Below are 15,282 nucleotides of genomic sequence, written 5' to 3'. Positions count from 1 at the left end.
TGGCCCGGGGCCGGGGAGGGAAAGACGGCTGGCAGCGAGGGGGGTCGGCGGGGCCCGGAAGACCGGCTAAAAGATCATGGAAATCCGGGGAAAAAGCCTGGTCAGAAGCCCTTTCACGCTTCCTGATGCGGGTTCTGACTGGTATAGTTGTCCTTGTTGGAAGGGGATGGCACCCCGACCAGCGGACCACTCGAAACCCGAACCGAGGAGAACACCATGCGCGCGCTCATCGAGGCCATCCGGACCGTCCGCGCCCGCCGTCGTGCGGCCAGCGGCGGGATGCGCTCGTACACCGTCGTCCTGGACTGGGCGACCGAGGAGTACGCCCACTACGCGGCCGAGACCATCCAGGTCCGCGCCGCCTCCCCCCTCCAGGCGGAGATGGCCGCGCTCCTCCAGGCCGCCGAGGCCAACGCGCACCACGTCGACCAGTTCGAGCGCGCGACGTCCGGCCGCGAGCTGATCATCGTCGCCGGACAGCTGCTCAAGCACATCGCCACCTTCTCGGGCACCCACTACGCGATCCAGTCCGACAAGTTCTGACCCCCATCCCGGGGGCGGCGGATGGCACCGCCGCCCCCGGGCCCGCTCGAACCCGACCGCACTACGAGAGGCACCCCGTGAGCACCACGACCGGCACCGTCACCACCCGCGCACACGCCATCGAGACCGGCGCGTTGATCGAGGCCGACCCCGGCATTGCCGCCGAAGTCGAGTTCCCCGCCCCGGTGGCCATGACCGAGGCCGTCTACGCGGACTGCATCGCCGTCCCCGACGGATACCAGTGGGACACCGGCATCCGGCTGGACGACGCCGAGCGGGAATGGGACCTGCTCATCACCGCGTCCCGGGCGATCAAGGCCGCCGCAGGGTCCGGCCGCCCGCCCCGGCTCGCGTTCTCCCTCTACCGCGTCCCGATCGACGGCGTCGCCCGCGACCCGCAGCGCGTGACCCTGGTGGCCGAGGCGTCGCCCGGCGACCACGGCGAGCGCGTGATCACGATCATGCGGCCCAGCGAGCGCCTGCCGCAGTAAGCCCCCTGCCGGGGGCGGCGGATGGCACCGCCGCCCCCGGCCCCACTCGAAACCCCACCCACGCACGCAAGGAGGCCCGCATGGGCTACGAGTACGCGGCCGAGGGCACCGTCACGGTGACCCCGCCGATCCCCCTCTCCGCAATCAGGGAACTGACCGAGGGGCCCGATCTGCCGATCTTCACCGTCGTTCCCGGCCTGGACGACCCCGGCGCGGCAGGCCCCTGGGCCGACATCGTGGGCCTGTGGGCCCTGATCCCGGCCGACGCCCCGCTCGACGCGGAGGAGCCCGTCACCGTGGGCGCGCTGAAGATGGACCACACGTCCAAGAGCGCCGCCATCGGGGTGCCCCTGGCCCGGTTCGTCCGGCTGTGCCGCGAGGCCGGGCACGAGGTCACCAGCGACGTGAAGTTCTGGGGCGAGGAGGGCGAGCGCGGCGTGATCGAGGTCGACGGGTCCGACGTCGCGTGGGTCGAGACCTACCACCCGACCAGGAAGCTCGCCCGCTGGTGACGCCGCCCGCCGTCCGCCCCGCTGGAGGGCGGACGGCGGGACGCGACGGACCGACCGCCCGGCATCGGAGGCCGCGCCGGTCGCGCGGGGCCCCGTGCGAGACCGCCGGCCGCGCCGTCGCGGGTTCGCCGGCCCCGCCCGTCGCCCGTGGCGCGGTGGCCCGTCACCGGCCTTGACCGGCTGTCGCAGTCCCGCGCTCCGTGAGCGCGAGAATCAAAGAAAACCCCTGTTCAAGTGCCCTTCCGCGCTAGGCGATCAGGTCTAAAGCTGGTATAGTTCTTGTTGTCGGAAGGGGGTGGCACCCCGACCGGCACACCACTCGAAACCCAACCCAAGGAGAACGCCTTGACCATGACGCAGACCGAGCAGACGGCCCCGGCCGCCCTCGCCGAAGAGGCGGACGCCGGGCGTCTGGAGTGGATCGACCCGCTCGAAGACTTCCACCCCGACAAGCCCGAGGAGAGCCGGGTCATCGTCGACCCGTTCAATCACCGCAAGAAGCGCGAGGACGGCGCGGAGGACACCACCGAGCCCGACCCCGGCCTCATCGCCAGCGTGGAGGCCGTCGGCGTCCAGCAGGCCCCGGTCCTGCGGCCGCAGACCGGCGAGAACGACGGCAAGCTCGGCATCGTCATGGGCCAGCGCCGCATGAAGGCCGCGCGGGCCGCCGCCGAGCGCGCCGTGGCCGACGGCCGCAAGTACCGCAAGGTTCGCGTGATCATCCGCGACGACCTGAAGGGCGTGGACGACGAGGCCCTGGCGGGTTCCATGGTCGAGAACGTCCACCGCGCGGCCGCCAGCGCCCAGGACGACCTGGACGCCGCGCAGCAGCTTTCCCTGATGGTCTCCGCGAAGCGGGTTCCGAAGGCCCGCAAGGCCCAGCTCGCCGCCGCCATCGGCCGGACGACGGAGGAGCTGGACGCCGCCCCCCGGGTCGCCAAGATCGCCCCCGAGGTGATCGAGGAACTGTGGGAGGAGGGGGCCGAGTTCGACTGGGTCGAGCAGGCCGACTACGCCGAGGTCGAGGACGTACCGAACGCCCTGTGGAAGCTGGAGCAGGCCAAGCGCAAGGACGCCGACGAGGGCAACACCAAGCGGGGCGCGTGGCGTCAGGTCATGCAGGCGCTGAGGACCGAGAAGGCCAAGGCCGAGCGCATCGCGGCGACCACGGCCGAGCTGGCCAAGAAGATGATCCCGGTCATCGGCTGGCCGCACGCCTGGCAGTACAGCACCGCCCGCCCCGTGACCGAGCTGGAGAGCTCGATCGGCCGCCCGCTGACCGAGGCGGGCCACAACGAGACGTGCTCGGGCCACGCGGCCACGTTCGACCCGGCGGACGGCGAAGTGGTCTGGGTCTGCCGCGACTTCAAGAAGCAGGGCCACCGGCTCATCGGGTCCGCGCCGGACGCCGAGGGCGACGGCGAGACGGCCCAGGAGGCCGACGCTGAGCGCGAGGCCGCCCGCGCCGAGGCGCGCACCGTGAAGACGAACAACGCCGCCTGGCGGTCGGTGCGCGAGGTCCGGCAGGAGTTCATCGTCGACATGTGCCAGGACAAGGGCGAGGCCCCGGCCGACGTCAAGGACCTGGTGCTGACCACGATCCTCGCGGGCCGGTACGCGTACACCCACTACGTCAACGCCGACTGCGGTGACCGGCTGTCGACCTACCTCAAGGACGCCAACCTCAAGCACACCCCGGCCGACGTGGTGGCCAAGCTGGTCAAGCGCACGGGGGTCAAGCGGTACTGGTGGCTGCTGTTCGCCCACATCGCGGGCATGTACGAGGTCGAGCACATGACCGACGAGGCATGGCGCGGCAAGAAGGACGAGTTCGGCCGCCGCAAGCCCATCGAGCGCCAGACGGTCGAGTGGCTGACCTTCCTGAAGGCCCACGGCTACAGCCTCTCCGACGTCGAGGAGGAGACCCTGGCCACCGCCCAGAGCCAGGCCGAGGAGAAGGCGAAGCAGGACGCCCAGCGCAAGGCCGACCGCGAGCGCTGGGACCGCGAGCGCGAGGAGGCCCGGCTCAAGCGGGAGGCCGAGGCCCAGCAGCAGGCCGAGGAGGACGCCCCGGCCGAGCAGGCCGACGACACCGACGACCCCGTGGAGCCGCCGCACTCCGACGAGAACGCCGACGCGGACGCGGCGGACGGCGGCCAGGAGGACGACGAGCCCGCAGCCGAGGGCGACGCGGAGCCCGGCGAGTCCGACGAGGAGTAGCACCGCAGGGTGGGCCCGAAGGCGGGCCCGCCCGACCCGGCCGGGGCGGCGGATGGCACCGCCGCCCCGGCCCCCGCTCGAACCCCAACCCCCAGCAGCAGGAGGACACATGCAGGACGCCCCCACCACCGGCGAGCGGCTGACCCGCACGCTCGAAGCGCACGGCCTGGCCGTGCGGACACTGGTCTCCCACCACTACGACGAGTCGCGGATCGTGGTCGACATCGAGGGTGGCGCACAGATCCGCATCGCCGACAACCAGGGCATGGTCGACGGGTGGACCGAGGACCACACCGGCTGGACCGCCTTCTACCGGCCCCAGGGCGAGCGCAGCGACGAAGGCGAGAGGCGGATCTACGTCTCCGCCGACAGTCGCCCGGCGTTCGAGCGGGACACCGCCGCGCTGGTCGTCGCCGTCGTGCAGTGCGCCGCCGCCCGCCGCCTGGCCCCCGCGTGACCGCCGTGGTGCACGCCGCCCGCGCCCTGGCCTACCTCGCCCGCCAGGACGCCGGGCCGCCCCCGCTGGACCCCGAGGGCCGCGAAGCGTGGCGCGAGGAGATGAGGGCCGGCCACGACGCCTACCGCGCCGGCCGCGCCGTCGCGGTCGGGGCCGACCGGCTCGACGCCCTGCTGCGGGCGGTCGACGCTGGTCGGTACGACATCGCGGACTGCCGGGACGCGGCGGAAGCCCTGGCGAACGTCGAGCACGGGTGCATGTCCCGCTGGCCGGTGACGCCGTACGGCACGGTCTGGGTCGACAACGAAGCCTGACGGGGGCACAAATACGACCGGCGACCACCCTGTCATGAGACAGGACCCCCCGCGCCGAAGCGCGGCAGGCTGGCGCGGTCGCCGGTCGCCCACTCGAAACCCGCACCCCGCGCGTGGTGGCGACATCCCGAAGGGGCGCAACTTCCACGCGGGCCGCGAATCCCGAGCCTCCAGCTTATCGGCTCCGGGCTGATCAGCGAAAAAGGATGCCGCAACCGCGCCCGCATTCCTTGACACCAGCTCTAAAACTGGTAATGTTGTTCTTGCTGGAAGGGGGTGGCACTCCGACCGGCACCCACTCGGAATCTGCACGGAAGAGGAGCCCATGGCCACCACGCTGAAACTCCCCGAGGCCCCGTTCGACGGCCTGCGCGACTACCTGATGTGTCTCGCCGCCGACGAGGACAAGACCCCGGTGGAGGAGCTGGACGGGATGAGCGACAGCGTCCTGTCCGCCTACTGGCACGGCTACGTCGAGGCGAGCCGGTCCGGGCGCACCGGGCAGGAGCTGCACATCGCCGCGTTCGGGGCCTCCCTGTTCGCGCCGCTGGTCGCGGTCTGCGCCGAGACCGGCGACGTACGGGCCGCACTCGCCCGCTCGTTCCAGTAGCCCCCCGGCCGGGGCGGCGGACGGCACCGCCGCCCCGGCACCACTCGAACCCCGCCACAGAAGGAGAGCCCACGGTGACCACCACCTCCGAGGACGTCGAGGCCGGCCCGGCGACGACCCGCACCATCGACGAGCCCGAGATCGACCGGCGTAGCGCCGCCTCCCCCTACTTCGGCCGCTTCACCTGCGACGTGTGCGGCGACGACTTCGCCGTCCACCGCTCCCTCACCGTCGAGGAGCGCGAGTTCACCGACATCACGACCCGCGAGACCTGGCCCGGCATGGTCGTCATCGCCTGCGACCGCAGCTGACGTTCCCCGCCCCCACGCTCACCTCGGGGGCGGCGGCTGGCACCGCCGCCCCCGGGCCCGCTCGAACCACCCAGCACCCCCACTCCCCGAGGAGCAGCGCGACCGTGGAACCTACCGACGACTTCAACGGCCGGGTCATCCCGGCTTTCCCCCGCCAGAACTGCGGCGTCCGGCTGGTCGACCTGACGACCGGCGAGGAGATCAGGCCGGGGCAGAGCATCCCCGAGCCGTACGGGCACGGGCACATCACCTACGTCGGGCCGACCGTCCACACCGTGGAGGGCAGCAGCACCCCCCGCCCCGGCCGCGTGGCCGTCGTCCGGTACGTGCACCCCGCGACCGACTGGGCGTACCCGCCCGCCGAGCTGAACGCCCGCTACGAAGACGCCGACGCCCCGCGACGCGGGGACGACGGCCAGCTCCCCCCGCAGACCCGCCGCACCGAGTAGACGCGGCTCCCCTCCGGCCGGGGCGGCGGATGGCACCACCGCCCCGGCTCCCGCTCGAACCCAACCGACCCGAGGAGTACACCCACATGACCGCCACCCCGTCCCCCTCGCTCAACGGCGACGCCGCCGCCGCCCGCGACCGCCGCGACCTCCTGGTGACCGGCCGCGACGGCCGGATGCTCGCGGAGACCATCGGCCGCCCCGTCCTGCGCGCACGCCAGGCCGCCCAGACCTACCGCGCCGCCGTACGGGACATCGAGACCCAGCGCTGCAACGCCCCGGGCCGCCGCTGGCTGCACGAGCAGTCCGCCGTGTGCCACCAGCGCGCGCGGATCGCCGCCGACGAGCAGGCCCTGGCCGTCGAGAACGGACAGCCGGCCCAGGCCGCCAAGTGGGCCTCCCTCGCCACCGGGTACGCCAGGGCGGGCAGGCACCTGGCCCACACGGTGCCCGACGCGGGCGCGGCCGTCGCCATGCTGACCGCCGCCGCCATCGCCCTGGAGAAGACCGTCCTGTCCGTCCCGGCCCCGGCCGGACTCACCGAGGAGAGCGTGCTCCTGTCCAGCATCCCCACCTTCCGGATCGACACCGGCCGCCAGGCCCTCGCCGCCGCCCGGACCGGAGACGGCTCCCTGGCCAAGGCGGTCAACGGCGTCGAGGTCGAGCTCCTGCTGTTCGCCTGCTGGGCCGAAGGCCAGCACGAGACCGGCTACGACGCGGCGCGCCAGGCCGTCCGCGCCCTCGACCGCGCCCGCAGGAACGCCGAGGCCGACCCGCAGGCCATGAAGACGGCCCTCGACCTGGCCGAGCAGGCCCTGGACGCCGCCGAGGCGATCACCGACCGGGACGACGACCCCGCCACCCCCTGACCGACCGCACCGCCGCCGGGGCCGGGCGCGCACCGCGCCCGGCCCCGGCACCATTCGAGACCAGGAGCGACGATGCCCCGCACCTCCAGGAGGCCCGCCTGAGCACCGACTGGCGGCCCCGGCCGATCTACATGCCCGACGCCCACCTGCCCGACTCCTCCGATCCGGTCTGGGTCTGCCGGTCGTGCCGCACCCCGTGGCCGTGCCCGACCGCCGACCCCTACCTCACCCAGGGCCGATGCACGTGCGGCAGCCCCACCTACTGGGACACCAAGCTGCCGCGCAAGTGGCACATGGGCCCCCGCTGCTACACCCCCGCCGACGCACTGCGCGCCGAGGCCGAGGAGCTGCACCGCCACCACCAGCGGAACCCGACCTACCCGCCCAGCCACTACTACCCGGACAAGCCCCGACGACGGAGACGCCAGCAGCCCCCGTACGACCACACCCCCAGCCGGCCCGGTGACATCGAGCCCGGCACCACCCTCTGGGTCAGCCCCGGAGGACTCCATCCAGGGTGGGGCGACATCCACCACCTGGCCATCCTGACCGTTCTGGACCGCCCCAAGTGCGAGGTCTGGGTCTGGATCGACAGCAGCCTGCACCTGGTCAAGCCCGAGCACCTGATCCCCGACATCTCCCCGATCCGCAACGCCGCCCGCGCGGCCGGAGTGGCGAGCTTCCGCCAGCACCCCGGACGCCGCAGCCCGCTCCTGCCCGACTGGCAGTGGACCCGGTGGACCGTCGAACAGCACCTCCAACACCGTGAGCAGCACGCCCCGCCGCCTCCCACCACGGAGGCGGTCCAGGAGGCCCTGTTCGCCAACTGACCCGGCCCGGGACGGCATCCGCTGTCCCGGGCCGCTCCGCGTTCCGCGGCCGCCGCGACGACCAGCTGGTGGTCGCGGCGGCCACCGCGACCGTCCACCCGCTCCTCCCGGCGGGCGGCGGCTGCGCCGTGGTGGCCGGCGCGGCCGCGCACCGCCGCCGCTCCCGGACCCGGCGCCGCCGGCCCCCTCGCCGTGTCCGGCCGTCGGGCCGGTGCGGGGGAGCGGCAGCGGTGGGCGGTTTACGTGGCGGGCCGTCCGCCGGGTGCGGGTCCGCGCGGGCGGGCGAAAAGCGGCTGGCAAGGAGGGTGGGCGGCCCGGCCCGGAGAGAACGCGCGGGCCGAAGAAACCCGGAAAAACCCTGGTCAGAAGCCCTTTCACGCTTCCCGATACGGCCCCTGACTGGTATAGTTGTCCTTGTTGGAAGGGGATGGCACCCCGACCGGCACCACTCGAAACCCGAATCACCGGAGGAACCGTGAGCGAGCACATCACCCCCGAGGTTGCGACGCAGCTCCGCGAAAAGGCGGCGAGGCCCGGATACTGGACCGAAGGGTGCGCGAACTGGTCCTGCGGGAACATGGTCTGCGAATACGTCGTGGCCGATGAGTATTACGCCTCTTACGAGGACGCGCGCGCCGATGGCGTCGAGTGGGGGATGCGCGTCTGCGGCTCCTGCAAGCGGTACGTGTGGACCGACGCCCCGGTACTCCTGACGCGGGAGCGCGTTTCCCTCGTTCGCCGCCCGCGCTGTGAATTCCGTGTCAAGACGGGCTGTGACCTGCCGGGACGCTACTTCCTCCAGTTCGACGGACAGCGAAAGTGGTACTGCACCCACGACGTCGCCCTGTACGTACGCGCTGGATTCGACATCTACCGCACCGACGAGTCGGGGCGCGTCACCCGGGCGACCGCAGGACTCAGCCAGGTCTAAGCGCCCGACAGGGCATCGTCGTTGGGGCGGCGCACCCGCGCCGCCCCAACGGGGGCGTTGTCGTGGCGGTGGGCGACGGCTGCGCCGTGGTGGCGGGGCCCGCCGCGCGCCGGACGCGGTGGCCGGCCCCGGTGGGCGACGGGTGCGCCGCGGTGGCCGGCGTGGCCGCGCGCCGCCGTCGCTTCCGGCACCCGGCCCGGGGGCCGGGTTGCGAGGGGCGCTCGCGCGCCGCCCCCTCGCGCACCCCCGGCGCCGCCGGCCCCGGCGGTGTGCCGACCGCGGGCCGTCTCCGCGAGGCCCCGCTGGTCATCGCCCCGCTTTCCTCGTGGTCGCCGCCGCGTCGTGGTGGAGGAGTTGGTGGCCGGGGCGGCGGCGACCTCGAGGACGCTCCCGCCGTGGGGCCCCTGGCGATGGTCGGTGGGCATCGCACCTTCGGTGCGATCCGGCCGTGCGCCGCAGTCGTCGGGCCCTGGGGGCCCTCCTTATTGCGGCCCTCCGGTCGCTGGCGCTCCCTGCGGGCTGCGTCGCTTCGCTCCTTGCGCGAAGCCCCGGGGGGCTCCTCCGGACGCCCGCCCCCCGGGGAACGGGGGACGGGCTGGACTCCGTCGTGGCCGGGGCGAGTCCGGAGCGCCGTCGTCGGCCGGCGGCGCCGTCGTGGCGGGCGCGAGGGGTCGAGGTCGAGGAGGGCCTGGAGGAGCTGCTCGACGTCGTGGTGGTGCGGGCTGGCCCGGGGCCGGGGAGGGAAAGACGGCTGGCAGCGAGGGGGGTCGGCGGGGCCCGGAAGACCGGCTAAAAGATCATGGAAATCCGGGGAAAAAGCCTGGTCAGAAGCCCTTTCACGCTTCCTGATACGGGTTCTGACTGGTATAGTTGTCCTTGTTGGAAGGGGATGGCACCCCGACCGGCACACCACTCGAAACCCGACCCACCGGAGGAACCGTGAGCGAGCAGATCACCCCCGAGCGTCAGGCCGAGGCCGAGGCGATCGGCCAGGCCGCCTACCGGGCACTGCGCGCCGACCTGATCGAGGCCGCCGACCGGCGCGAGGTGGACGGCCCCCTGCTGGTCGAGGGGCTGGAGGCGGAGGCCGCCTACCAGGCCGCCCGCAAGACGCTGGCCGAGGCCCGCGCCCAGCGGCACCGCGTGCTCTACGCGATGTGGCGCGCCAACAAGGACCCCCGGGCCGTCGCCGCCCTGATGCCCGCCACGGTCACGGCCGCCACGGTGCGCGCCGCCGTGGTCCGGCTCGCGCCGTCCCAGGACTTCGAGGCCCTGCCGCTGTGGCGCACCGAGGAAGAGGAGGTTGCCGCCCGAAGCTGAACCAGAGCCGGGCGGCGGATGGCACCGCCGCCCGGCCCCCGCTCGAACCCCGACCCGCAGTCAGCAGGAGAACAGGTCATGAAGTTCCAGATCCACACCGCCACCGGCCACGACGGCACCGCCGCACCGGCCCCGCTGGACGCGCACGAGGCCGCCCGGGAATTCACCGCCGCGCTGGCCGAACTTCTCCAGGTCGAGCCCGCCCGCGTCGTCCACGACGAGTGGCGCACCCCCCCGTACACCTGGACCAATGTGACCGTCATGCTTCCCAAGGTGGGAACGGCCGTCTTCAGTGTCGACAGCCGCAAGAGCGGCGCGGACGCCCTCCGCCTGTACCTCGATGACAAGCCCGTTCCGTTCCAGTGGGAGCCGGGCACCAGCGCCGGGCGGACGCTCGCCCAGGCGGTGGCCGTACACCGCAGCGAGGCCGCCGCCCGCCAGGGCTGAGCAGCCGGAGGCAGGGGGCGGCCGGAAGACCGGCCGCCCCAACTCCCCCCCGAAAAGGGGACCGCCAACACCCGAAATCGCTTCAAATCTGGTATAGTTGTTCTTGTTGGAAGGGGTTGGCACCCCGACCGGCACCACTCGAAACCGCAGCACCGGAGGAACCCCGTGATCACCACCACCATCACGCACGACAAGGTCAACGGCACCGTCGCCCGCCTCAGCGACTCGCACCGGTGGGTCGGCTCCACCCTGGAGCGCTACGGCTTCACCTGGTCCCGCGCCCACCAGGCGTACACCCTCCCCGGCACCCGCACCTGGGCGTTCGACCCGTACCGAGTCGGCCGGGCAACCCGCCAACTGCGCCGCAACGGCTTCACCGTCCGGGTGGACGTCGACAACACGACCCCCAAGGCCGACCCGATCGCGGACGAGCTCGACCAGCTGCTCGACGTCGCGTACACGGCGCAGCGCCTCGGCGCGGCCTACCAGAGCGACCAGCGCGACCGCGCCGACGAGATCACCGAACAGCACCGCACCGAGATCCAGAGCGCGGTAACGGCCGCGTGCGACCGACTCGACCGACTCGCGCAGCGCCTCGGATGGGACCTCCCCGAGATCCTGCACATCAATTTCGTCCTGAACGACGCGTGGGTGGCCGTGGGCCTCCCGCCGTTCTAGGGCAGCCAGCAGAACCCGAAGGGGCGGACACCGACCGGTGTCCGCCCCTTCGGCGTTGCCCGCCTCGCCAGTGCGGCGGTGGGCGACGGCCGCGCCGTGGTGGCCGGGCCCGCCGCGCGCCGCCGCGCGGGGCCGGCCTCGGCGGGCGACGGCCGCGCCGCGGTGGCCGGCGCGGCCGCGCACCGCCGCCGCTCCCGGCACCCGACCCTGCGGGCCGGGTTGCGAGGGGCGCTCGCGCGCCGCCCCCTCGCGCACCCCCGGCGCCGCCGGCCCCCGCCGTGTCCGGCCGTCGGGGCGGACGGGGGAGCGGCAGCGGTGGGCGGTTTACGTGGCGGGCCGTCCGCCGGGTGCGGGTCCGCGCGGGCGGGCGAAAAGCGGCTGGCAAGGAGGGTGGGCGGCCCGGCCCGGAGAGAACGCGCGGGCCGAAGAAACCCGGAAAAACCCTGGTCAGAAGCCCTTTCACGCTTCCGTGTACGGGTCATGACTGGTATAGTTGTTCTTGTTGGAAGGGGATGGCACCCCGACCAGCACCACTCGAAACCCCAACCGGAAGGCGGACCCCATGGCCAAGCTGACTACCGAGCAGGCGACCCAGCATCGCAAGGCGCTCGCGCTGGTGGATCTGGACCGGGACCTCACGCTCACCGAGCGGGAGTTCGTCATCGACCACTACATGGAGACCGCAGACGCCCGCCTCGACGGGGCGTTCTTCACCCCGGACGGACTCGCGCGTGACATGTCCATCGAGGTCACCGGGAAGCGCGTCATCGACCTGTGCGCCGGGATCGGCCGCCTCGCCTTTGCCTGCCGAGACACCGACTGGGAGCGCCTGAACAACGAGCAGCCGCGCGAACTGGTCTGCGTCGAGCGGAACCCGGAGTACGTCCGCGTCGGCAAGAAGGTCTTGCCCGAGGCGACATGGATTCTCGGCGACGTCTTCGACGTCCCCGGCATGGACCTGGGAGGCCCGTTCGATACCGCCATCGGGAACCCGCCGTACGGAGCCGTCGCCCGGGGTGGCCGCACCGCGCCCCGCTACACCGGCGGCCGGTTCGAGTACCACGTCATCGACGTTGCTGCGGCCGTCGCCCGCAGGGGCGTGTTCATCGTCCCGCAGGAAATGGCCCCCTTCCGCTACAGCGGCCGGTCGAGCTTCACCGAGGAGCGCACCGACGCGTACAACCGGTTCGAGCGACAGACCGGCATCACGCTGGGGCACACGGTCGGAATCGACACCTCGTACTACCTCGACGAGTGGCGCGACGCCGCGCCGCGAACCGAGATCGTCCGCGCGGACTACACGAGCGCCCGCCACTCCGGCACCGCCCCGGCGGCACGACCGGCCCCCAAGCCCCAGCCGTCCCGTAACTGGACCGGCATGGGTGCCACCGACTTCAACACCCGCCCGAAGGCGGCACAGGTGGCCATGTTCGACGTGGGCGACGACGCCGCCACCGGCACCATCGGACTGTTCGACGTCTGACCGGTGGTCCGTGCGTCCCGGCCGCCGCGCCGGGGCGCACGGCTGCTCGGCCGTCGTGGCGGTGGGCGACGGCTGCGCCGTGGCGGCGGGGCCCGTCGCGCGGGGCCGCGCGGGGCCGGCCTCGGCGGGCGACGGTTGCGCGGTGGTGGCCGGCGCGGTCGCGCGGCGCCGTCGCTTCCGGCACCCGGCCCGGGGGGCCGGGTTGCGAGGGGCGCTCGCGCGCCGCCCCCTCGCGCTCCCCAGGCGCCGCGGGTGGGGGCCGGCGGTGCGGGTGCGGGTCGGTGGGTGGGCATCGCACCTTCGGTGCGATCCGGCCGTGCGCCGCAGTCGTCGGGCCCTGGGGGCCCTCCTTATTGCGGCCCTCCGGTCGCTGGCGCTCCCTGCGGGCTGCGTCGCTTCGCTCCTTGCGCAAAGCCCCGGGGGGCTCCTCCGGACGCCCGCCCCCCGGGGGACGGGGGACGGGCTGATGACGGTGGTGGGCCGGGGCTCCACGAACGCGTCGTCCTCGGGTGCCGGCGGCGCCGTGGTGACGGGCACGGGCTGAGGTCGAAAAGGGGGGTTGGAGGAACTGGTCGTCGTCGTGGTGGTGCGGGGCGGCCCGGGGCCGGGGGAGGGAAAGACGGCTGGCAAGGAGGGGGTTCGGCGGGGCCCGGCAGACCGGCTAAAAGATCATGGAAATCCGGGGAAAAACCCTGGTCAGAAGCCCTTTCACGCTTCCTGATGCGGGCTCTGACTGGTATAGTTGTTCTTGTTGGAAGGGGATGGCACCCCGACCAGCACCACTCGAAACCTGCGAAAGGCGTGGACATGACCGTCAAGACCCGCAACCACCGCTCCGCCTCCCGGAAGGCCGAGACCATGCAGCCGGTCACCGAGATCGTCACCACCACCCACCCCCGTACGGGACTCCGCACCAGCTACCGCGTCACCGTCACCGCCGTCGAGCGCGCCGAGGTCATCAGCGAATCCGGGGTCGCGGTCGGTCTGGCCGCCCGCCTCACCATCCAGGACGGCCCCGGCCGCCGCCCGGTCACGATCATGGCAAGCCGTCTCATCGGGGAAGGCGACTGGTACACCGACGCGATGACCGAGCGCGGGGGGCGCGTCCACCACTCGCGCGGCTTCGGGAACCGCCGGGGTAACCCCCGCCGCCTCCTGCCCGACCTGGCCGACATGCTCACCATCTGCGCCTATGACGCCCGCCTGATCGAGCAGGGCGAGCCCGGCCAGCCGCTGAAGCTGACCAAGGTCCGCGCGAAGCGCAAGAAGGCCACCGCCCAGGCGTGACGCCGCGCCCGGCCGGGGCGCGCGAAGCGCCCCGGCCGGGCGGGGTCCGACCAGAAAAACCCTGGTCAAAGGCCCTTTCCAGCTTCCCGAGAAGCCTCAAAGCTGGTATAGTTGTTCTTGTTGGAAGGGGATGGCACCCCGACCGACACCGCTCGAAACCCGAACCTGACGAGAGGTACCCGAGATGGCCACCAAGACGACGCGCCGCCGCTCCCCCCGCAAGTCCCCCGAGGAGCGCGCGGCCGAGGTAGCCGCCCTGCACGACCTGCTCAACGACGCGATCGGCTCCCTTGTCTCGGCCGACGGGTGGCGTGCGATGCTCCGCGCCACCGTCGCCAACCTCGGCCGCTACTCGGCCAACAACATGATCTTGATTCTCGCCCAGTGCCCGCACGCCACCCAGGTCCGAGGGGCGCGGGAGTGGAACGACCGGGGCCGCCTGATCCGCAAGGGTGAGAAGGCGTTGCGGATCTTCGCGCCGATGACCGTCACGAAGAAGGACAAGGACGGCAAGCCGGTTCTTGACGAGCGCGGCCAGGAGCAGCGCCGGACCCTGTTCAAGGCCGCCCCCGTGTTCGACATCAGCCAGACGCGGCCGATGAACGAGGACGAGGAGGCCCAGCCGGAAGCCACCGAGCCCGGCTACCAGCTCGGCGGCAAGACGACCGGCGAAGTCCCCGCCGAACTCTGGGAGCGCCTGGAGCGCCACGCCAAGGGCCACGGGTACACGGTCAGCCTCGGCGTGACCGCCCCCGCCGACGGGTTCACCCGCCCCGCCACCCGGGAAGTCGTCATCCAGGCCAGCGACCCCGAGGCACACCGCACGGTTGTACTGGCCCACGAAGTCGCGCACATCGAGTGCGGGCACGTCGCGGACATCGAGGAGTACCGCAAGCACCGGGGCCGCATGGAGTGCGAGGCCGAAAGCGTCGCGTTCATCGTGGCCGGGGTGGCCGGAGTAGACGCCGCCCTTACCTCCGTCCCGTACATCGCCGGATGGGCCGGGAAGACCGCCGAGGAGGTACGGGAAACCCTCGCCGCCGCCAGCGACACCGTCATCCGAGCGGCCAAGGCCATCCTTGCCACCACCGCCCCGGCGGACGAGGAGAGCGAAGCGCGGAAGGCCGCCGACCAGGCCGCCCACGACGCCTACCGCTCCGAGCGCGCCGCGCTCATCGAGACCGACCAGGAGCGCGAGGCCGCCAGCGCGCCGGAGGCAATCGCCACGGCGTGAACCACCCGGCCGGGGCGGCGGACCACCGCCGCCCCGGCCCGCCGGGCAGCTCCGTCGTGGCGGTGGGCGACGGCTGCGCCGTGGGGGCGGGGCCGTCGCGCGGGGCCGCGCGGGGCCGGCCTCGGTGGGCGGCGGTTGCGCGGTGGTGGCCGGCGCGGCCGCGCGGCGGCGTCGCTTCCGGCACCCGGCCCGGGGGGCCGGGTTGCGAGGGGCGCTCGCGCGCCGCCCCCTCGCGCTCCCCCGGCGCCGCGGGCGGGGGCCGGCGGTGCGGGTGCGGGCCGGTGGGTGGGCATCGC

The 15,282-nt window shown here is 73.2% G+C and carries 18 protein-coding genes; all 18 read left to right on the top strand.

What is annotated here, in order from left to right; genetic code table 11:
- Window positions 1-216: 216 nt before the first annotated feature.
- The 18 genes from E5083_RS31045 (at window position 217) to E5083_RS30965 (ending at window position 14,986) form a co-directional block, all read left to right on the top strand.
- Entirely contained in the window at window positions 217-543 is a 327-nt protein-coding gene (locus E5083_RS31045; RefSeq protein WP_135789016.1) for a hypothetical protein, read from the top strand.
- Window positions 544-620: 77 nt separating this feature from the next.
- A complete protein-coding gene (locus E5083_RS31040; RefSeq protein ID WP_135789015.1) occupies window positions 621-1,034 on the top strand; it encodes a DUF6573 family protein in 414 nt (137 codons plus the stop codon).
- Window positions 1,035-1,114: 80 nt separating this feature from the next.
- Window positions 1,115-1,546 carry a hypothetical protein gene (locus tag E5083_RS31035; protein WP_135789014.1) on the top strand — a complete coding sequence of 144 codons (432 nt, stop codon included), beginning with the start codon at window positions 1,115-1,117 and terminating at the stop codon, window positions 1,544-1,546.
- 345 nt (window positions 1,547-1,891) lie between these two features.
- Window positions 1,892-3,766: a ParB N-terminal domain-containing protein gene (locus E5083_RS31030; RefSeq protein ID WP_135789013.1), complete on the top strand. Its 1,875-nt coding sequence runs from the start codon at window positions 1,892-1,894 to the stop codon at window positions 3,764-3,766.
- A gap of 109 nt (window positions 3,767-3,875) precedes the next feature.
- Window positions 3,876-4,223 (top strand): hypothetical protein, encoded by a 348-nt coding sequence (locus tag E5083_RS31440; RefSeq protein WP_167513686.1) that lies wholly within the window; start codon window positions 3,876-3,878, stop codon window positions 4,221-4,223.
- Complete coding sequence (locus E5083_RS31435) at window positions 4,220-4,537, top strand: hypothetical protein (RefSeq protein ID WP_167513685.1); 318 nt, start codon at window positions 4,220-4,222, stop codon at window positions 4,535-4,537. The genes E5083_RS31440 and E5083_RS31435 overlap by 4 nt, the downstream gene beginning before the upstream one ends.
- A 325-nt stretch (window positions 4,538-4,862) precedes the next feature.
- The gene (locus E5083_RS31020; protein ID WP_135789011.1) at window positions 4,863-5,147 is read left to right on the top strand and encodes a hypothetical protein; all 285 of its coding nucleotides are present in this window, start codon (window positions 4,863-4,865) and stop codon (window positions 5,145-5,147) included.
- Window positions 5,148-5,221: 74 nt separating this feature from the next.
- Entirely contained in the window at window positions 5,222-5,458 is a 237-nt protein-coding gene (locus E5083_RS31015; protein ID WP_135789010.1) for a hypothetical protein, read from the top strand.
- Between the two features lie 104 nt (window positions 5,459-5,562).
- Window positions 5,563-5,907 carry a hypothetical protein gene (locus tag E5083_RS31010; protein WP_135789009.1) on the top strand — a complete coding sequence of 115 codons (345 nt, stop codon included), beginning with the start codon at window positions 5,563-5,565 and terminating at the stop codon, window positions 5,905-5,907.
- Window positions 5,908-5,993: 86 nt separating this feature from the next.
- Window positions 5,994-6,776 carry a hypothetical protein gene (locus tag E5083_RS31005; protein WP_135789008.1) on the top strand — a complete coding sequence of 261 codons (783 nt, stop codon included), beginning with the start codon at window positions 5,994-5,996 and terminating at the stop codon, window positions 6,774-6,776.
- Between the two features lie 131 nt (window positions 6,777-6,907).
- Complete coding sequence (locus E5083_RS31000) at window positions 6,908-7,606, top strand: hypothetical protein (protein WP_135789007.1); 699 nt, start codon at window positions 6,908-6,910, stop codon at window positions 7,604-7,606.
- Between the two features lie 475 nt (window positions 7,607-8,081).
- Complete coding sequence (locus tag E5083_RS30995; protein ID WP_135789006.1) at window positions 8,082-8,537, top strand: hypothetical protein; 456 nt, start codon at window positions 8,082-8,084, stop codon at window positions 8,535-8,537.
- Window positions 8,538-9,476: 939 nt separating this feature from the next.
- Window positions 9,477-9,857: a hypothetical protein gene (locus tag E5083_RS30990; protein WP_135789005.1), complete on the top strand. Its 381-nt coding sequence runs from the start codon at window positions 9,477-9,479 to the stop codon at window positions 9,855-9,857.
- Between the two features lie 78 nt (window positions 9,858-9,935).
- Entirely contained in the window at window positions 9,936-10,304 is a 369-nt protein-coding gene (locus E5083_RS30985) for a hypothetical protein (RefSeq protein WP_135789004.1), read from the top strand.
- 165 nt (window positions 10,305-10,469) lie between these two features.
- Window positions 10,470-10,982 carry a hypothetical protein gene (locus E5083_RS30980; RefSeq protein ID WP_135789003.1) on the top strand — a complete coding sequence of 171 codons (513 nt, stop codon included), beginning with the start codon at window positions 10,470-10,472 and terminating at the stop codon, window positions 10,980-10,982.
- 562 nt (window positions 10,983-11,544) lie between these two features.
- Entirely contained in the window at window positions 11,545-12,465 is a 921-nt protein-coding gene (locus tag E5083_RS30975) for a class I SAM-dependent methyltransferase (protein ID WP_135789002.1), read from the top strand.
- 807 nt (window positions 12,466-13,272) lie between these two features.
- Window positions 13,273-13,752: a hypothetical protein gene (locus E5083_RS30970; RefSeq protein WP_135789001.1), complete on the top strand. Its 480-nt coding sequence runs from the start codon at window positions 13,273-13,275 to the stop codon at window positions 13,750-13,752.
- A 184-nt stretch (window positions 13,753-13,936) separates the two neighbouring features.
- Window positions 13,937-14,986 (top strand): ArdC-like ssDNA-binding domain-containing protein, encoded by a 1,050-nt coding sequence (locus E5083_RS30965; protein WP_135789000.1) that lies wholly within the window; start codon window positions 13,937-13,939, stop codon window positions 14,984-14,986.
- Window positions 14,987-15,282: the final 296 nt, after the last annotated feature.

It is taken from the genome of Streptomyces bauhiniae (assembly GCF_004784475.1).
In the GTDB taxonomy this organism is placed as follows: domain Bacteria; phylum Actinomycetota; class Actinomycetes; order Streptomycetales; family Streptomycetaceae; genus Streptomyces; species Streptomyces seoulensis.
This window is presented reverse-complemented; position numbering and strand designations above follow the sequence as displayed.